Genomic DNA, 5,604 nt, shown 5'->3' with positions numbered 1-5,604 from the left:
CAGAGCCGCACCGCTGTGTGCGATCGTTTATTCCGTCCCGTTCCGCGGCTGCAGCAAATGCCCCCAGCGGTAGTAGATCAGCACGGCTGCGGAAGTGACCGCCCAGGTGATGGGATAGCTCAGCTCCACGGCCTCGATGGTGTGATGGGCCGGCACCACGGTAAACAGCCACACCAGCCGCAGCACGCACACGCCGAACACCGAGATGAGCATGGGCACCATGGATCTGCCCGCTCCCCGGATCGCGCCGGGGAGCAGCTCCACCAGGATATACGTGATATAGCAGGGCGCCAGAAAGCGCACCATGGCCACGCCGATCTCCAGCACGTCCGGGTCGGGGGAGAATATGCTCAGGATCGGCCGGGCAAACACGGTCATGGCGGTGCTGAGGAGCACGGTAAAGCCCGCGCTCATGCCTACCGACACCCGCACGCCCTTCTTCAGCCGGTCGTATTGGCCCGCGCCGTAGTTCTGCCCGGCAAAGGTCGTGATGGCCAGGGCCATGGCGTTGATGGACATCCAGAAGATCACGTCCATTTTGCCGTAGGCGGTCCAGGCGGCTACGGCGTCGGTGCCGAAGGAGTTGATCGCAGCCTGGATGACGATGTTGGAGGCGGAGTACATCACCGACTGAAGGGCGGCGGGCACGCCCACCCGCATGGCATCCTTCAGCGGAGCGCCGTACAGCCGCAGCTGCCGGGGGAAAAGCTGATAGGCCTGCCCCTGCGAGCGCATCAGGGAGAGCACCACCAGCACGGCGGAGAGCAGCTGGGAGAGCACCGTGGCCAGGGCCACCCCCAGCACCGCCAGCCCGAAGCCCACCACCAGCACCAGGTCCAGCACGATGTTGCACAGCGAGGCGGCAATCAGGAAATAGAGCGGCCGCCGGGCATCCCCCACCGCCCGGAGCACACCGGTGCCCATATTGTAGACCACATTGGGGATCATGCCCAGAAAGTAGATCCGCTGATAGAGGATGGCGCCGGGCAGCGCTTCCTCAGTGGTCCCCATGGCCCGGAGGGACCAGGGCGTCAGCAGGAAGCCCGCCGCCATAAAAAAGGCGCCCAGCAGCAGGGAGAGGAGCATGGCGGTATGGACGCTCCGAAAGACCTCCGGGCCCCGGCGGGCGCCGTAGTGCTGGGCGATGATGACCACCGCGCCGCTGGCAAGCCCGGTAAAGACGCCCACCGTCAGGTTGACTACCACCCCGGTGGAGCCCACGGCGGCCAAAGCGGTCTTGCCCACAAAACGGCCCACCACGACCGTGTCCACGGTGTTATAGAGCTGCTGAAAAAACGTACCGAACCACAGGGGGAAAAAGAAGGCCAGCAGCTGTTTCCAGATGACCCCCTGGGTGATGTCGCCGCTGTTCTGCCGCAGGATACCCATACGACCTCCTATCCATCGTCATCCGCATCATCAAGCATCGCTCCGCCGCCGCGCGGCGCAGCCAGATGATTCTACACGCTTTGCCCGGGAAATACAAGGGGACGGTCTCATTTTGGCGCCCTCTTGTATTTTTCGCGGGATTCCTATATAATATTGGGGCGAATTTACCCTCAGCGAACAAGGCGCACCGCGTGTTCCGGCTGCGTTTTCAGGCGCGGAACCACCCGACGGCACAGGCCGCGAATCCGGATGGGAGCTCCGCGCGGAACAACGGCGCCGCCCTTTGTCCGCTGAAGGCTGCGAAAGAGGGGCTATACGCCATGAAATTAGGCATCGTGGGCCTGCCCAATGTGGGCAAATCGACCCTGTTCAACGCCATCACCAACGCCGGCGCGGAGAGCGCCAACTACCCCTTCTGCACCATCGACCCCAACGTGGGCGTGGTAGCGGTCCCGGATGCGCGGCTGGACAAGCTCAGCGCAATGTACCACCCGAAAAAGACCACCCCGGCCGTCATCGAGTTTGTGGACATTGCCGGTCTGGTGAAGGGGGCCTCCAAGGGGGAGGGCCTGGGCAACAAGTTTTTGGCCAACATCCGGGAGTGCAGCGCCATCATCCACGTGGTACGCTGTTTTGACGATGAAAACGTCATCCACGTGGAGGGCTCCACCGATCCCCTGCGGGACATCGGCATCATCGACATCGAGCTCATCCTGGCCGACGTGGAGATGGTAGAGCGGCGCATCGACAAGGCCCAGAAAGCCGCAAAGGGCGACAAGCGGTACCTGCACGAGGTGGAGGTGTTCTCCGCATTGAGGGACTGGCTCAACGACGGCAACTCGGCCCGCTCATTTGCCTGCGGCGAGGAGGACGCCGAACTGATCGCCACCTCGGAGCTTCTGTCCCTCAAGCCCATCATCTACGCCGCCAACCTGGATGAGGACGGCTTTGCCGACCACCAGAACAACCCCTACTATCAGCTGGTGGCCGATCTGGCCGCCCGGGAGGGGGCCCAGGTCATTCCCGTGTGCGCCAAGCTGGAGGCGGAGATCGCCGAGCTGGAGCCGGAGGAGAAAAAGGAGTTCCTGGAGGAGCTGGGCATTCCGGAGTCCGGTCTGGACCGGCTCATTCGCGCCAGCTACGCCCTGCTGGGGCTGATCTCCTTCCTCACCTCCGGCGAGGACGAGTGCCGTGCCTGGACCATTACCCGGGGCACCAAGGCCCCGCAGGCCGCGGGCAAGATCCACACCGACTTCGAGCGCGGCTTCATCCGGGCGGAGGTCATCGCTTTTGACGATCTGACGGCCTGCGGCACCATGTCCGCGGCCAAGGAAAAGGGGCTCGTGCGCTCCGAGGGCAAGGAGTACGTCATGAAGGACGGCGATATCGTCCTCTTCCGCTTCAACGTCTGACCGCCCTTTTCCGGCGGCTCCCGCGCATGATCCCGCCATACGGAATCCCGGGACGAAACGCGCCCACGGGATTCCACGCCTGCCGGGCGGCTTCGCCCGGGCGTCCGCTCTTTCTTTGCCCTTGGAGCCGTTTGGCTCGTTTGGATTGACAAGAGGGGCGAACTATGGTAAAAAATATATGGTGAATTTCAATAATTGAATTTATATGCCAGGTTGAGCCGAATTTGTCCGCGCTCCGGCAGCACTTGTGTAATGGAGGATCCGAATGGCTGAAAAGGTGACGCGGACCAATCAATCCGCAGATAAGATATTTGACGTGGTGGAGACCATGGTGCGCAACGGCGCGCCCATGCGCCTCAACGATATCGCAAAGCTGAGCGGGATCCCGCAGAGCACCGCTTTCCGCATGATCAATGCCCTGCGGGAGCGTGGATATGTGATCCAGGATGAAAATTCGGCCAAATACACCCTTTCCCTGAAATTTTCCCTGATCGGGGACATGGTGCGGGCCAAATTCGATCTGCGCGACCTGGTACACCCCTATATGCTGAACATCGCCGCCAGCTGCGACGGGATCTGCTACCTGGCCATCCCGCAGCAGCAGGAACTGGTCTACATCGACATGGTGAGCCCTCCCGGCTCGGTGCTGACGCGGATGCCCTTTATCGGCAAGCATGTGCCCCTGCACTGCGGCGGAAACGGGATCATCATCCTGTCCGGCTATTCCGATGCCCAGCTGGAGGAATACCTCCGCCAGGCCAGTTACGACAAACCCTCCCCCAAGACGGTGACCGATCCGGAGAGCATCCGGGCAAAGGTGAAGGAGGTCCAGCAGCTGGGGTACAGCTTCTGTACCGAGCAACTGGAGAGCGGGAACGGCAGTATTGCCGTCGGACTGCGCAACCATCTGGGCCAGATCATCGCCGGGCTGAGTGTAGGCGGCCCCATCGAGCGCCTGACGGACGAATATGTCCGTCACGCCCTGCCTCATCTCCGGCATGCCGCGGAAGAGATCTCCGCGCAGTTGGCATACAAAGCCCTCTGATACGAGGTCATATTATCCCAGCCAAGCGGCCGGCGCAGTACTGCGCCGGCCGCTTTCGTCATCTTTGGGCGCTGTATCTCCAAATTAGATCCCATGTTTTTGAGAATCCCATCCGTTTTACTTAATGCACAAATTTTAACTCGACATTTTATACAAAAACTCGATTTTATTTTTTATTTAAAAAACTATATTGACCAAATCTAAAATTAGTGCTAAATATATGGCATAGATATTCAATAATTGAAATTGAATATCAACCAATATTCTTGAGGAGGAGTACCAATGAAAAAGACGATTGCTCTATTGCTGGCGCTTGTCATGTCCCTGTCCCTCGCGGCCTGCGGCGGCGGAAGCGGAAGTGGAAGCGCAGCTCCGTCGCCCTCGCCCGCATCAGAACCCGAGTCCTCCGATACGCTGACCAACGTGGGTGACATCGAGTCCGGCGCACAGGGCGAAGCGGCCCTGGACTTTGGCGATTACACGCCCGAGAACCCCCTGACCATCAAGCTGGCCACCCCCCAGAGCAACGAAAAGAGCCATCTGAACGTGCTGGCCAACGCCTTTAAGGAGCGGGTGGAGACCTGGACCGACGGCGCCGTCATCGTGGACCTCTACATGGGCTCCATGGGCTCCGACCGTGAGATCGTGGATCAGGTCATCGCCGGTACCCTGGAGATGGGCGTGAACAATACCGCTATCATGGCCAACTACAACCGTCTCTTCGACGTGCTGGACCTGGCCTACCTCATCAAGGATTACGACGACGTTTACGATGTGATGGCCTCCGACGTATGGGCGGACATGCTGGGCGAGTTCTCCAGCACCGGCGCCAGCCTGCTGGCCCTGCAGTGCATCGGCTTCCGCACCATCTGCACCACGGAGAATGCCGGCCCCGTCCATAACATGTCCGAGCTGGCCGGAAAGACCATCCGCATCACCGAAGGCCCCATCTTCCTGGACGACTACAATGCCTGGGGCGCCGCGCCCGTGTCTATGAGCGCCAGCGAGATCATGCCCGCCCTCCAGAACGGCACCATCGACGGTGTGGACCACGTGCCCGTGACCCTGTACACCGGCAACGGCCAGGGCGAATACATCAAGTATGTGGCCGTGACCAACCAGGCCGCCCACTTCAATGGCCTGGACATCAACAACAAGTTTTATGAGGGCCTGCCCGCGGACCTCCAGGCCCTCATCCAGAAGGCCGCCTCCGAGGCCGCCGAGTTCCGCACCCAGGCCCTGCAGGCGGACAACGAGACCTATGTCCAGAAGCTTACCGATGAATACGGCATCACCTTCTACTACCCCACCGAGGAGGAGATTGCACAGCTGCAGGAGGCGGTGCAGCCCGTCTACGAAAACTTCGTCTCCACCCACGAGTTCGGCAGCTACGCCGCCGCCATCGCCGAGATCTGCGCCGCCAACTGAGCGCGCGGCCCGGTACTCACCCATTGAACAAAACGTAACGTGCGGGATAGCAGCCTGGACAGTGCGGGTGTGCTGTTCGGGCTGCCATCCCCCTTTATGGGGCGGTAAGCGTATTTTTCAACAGAGGGGTATCTGCTATGAAAGCTATGAAAACAATCACCGGTGTGCTGCTGAAGGTTTTGGATGTGCTCTCCATCGTCCTGATGGTGGGAATGGTGGTCTTTCTGCTGATCCAGCTTGTGGCGCGGGCCGTGTTTACCCACGGTTTTTCCTGGACGGAAGAGTCCGCCAAGATCTGTCTGATCATGCTGGCCTATGTGGGCGCGTCTA

The 5,604-nt window shown here is 60.7% G+C and carries 4 protein-coding genes and 1 pseudogene; 4 read left to right on the top strand and 1 reads right to left on the bottom strand.

All coding sequences use genetic code 11. The annotated features are described in order from the left end of the window. Positions 1-27: 27 nt before the first annotated feature. Positions 28-1,389, bottom strand: coding sequence for an MATE family efflux transporter (locus tag MR825_RS12990; RefSeq protein WP_287881100.1), 1,362 nt, complete (start codon positions 1,387-1,389; stop codon positions 28-30). Between the two features lie 320 nt (positions 1,390-1,709). On the opposite strand from MR825_RS12990, the gene ychF reads away from it, so the two are divergent. The 4 genes and pseudogenes from ychF to MR825_RS12970 form a co-directional block, all read left to right on the top strand. Further along, on the top strand, positions 1,710-2,801 hold the full coding sequence (gene ychF, locus MR825_RS12985; protein ID WP_186908388.1) for a redox-regulated ATPase YchF: 1,092 nt from the start codon (positions 1,710-1,712) through the stop codon (positions 2,799-2,801). 265 nt (positions 2,802-3,066) lie between these two features. Then, entirely contained in the window at positions 3,067-3,846 is a 780-nt protein-coding gene (locus MR825_RS12980; RefSeq protein WP_186908387.1) for an IclR family transcriptional regulator, read from the top strand. A gap of 282 nt (positions 3,847-4,128) precedes the next feature. Continuing rightward, a complete protein-coding gene (locus MR825_RS12975) occupies positions 4,129-5,274 on the top strand; it encodes a TRAP transporter substrate-binding protein (RefSeq protein WP_256174485.1) in 1,146 nt (381 codons plus the stop codon). 137 nt (positions 5,275-5,411) lie between these two features. After that, positions 5,412-5,604 (top strand): annotated as a pseudogene (locus MR825_RS12970) (hypothetical protein); the annotation flags it as partial.

The organism is Lawsonibacter sp. (assembly GCF_022777125.1).
Classification (GTDB): Bacteria; Bacillota; Clostridia; order Oscillospirales; family Oscillospiraceae; genus Lawsonibacter_A; species Lawsonibacter_A hominis.
The sequence above is the reverse complement of the archived record's forward strand: the minus strand, read 5'-3'. Positions and strand labels throughout refer to the sequence as shown.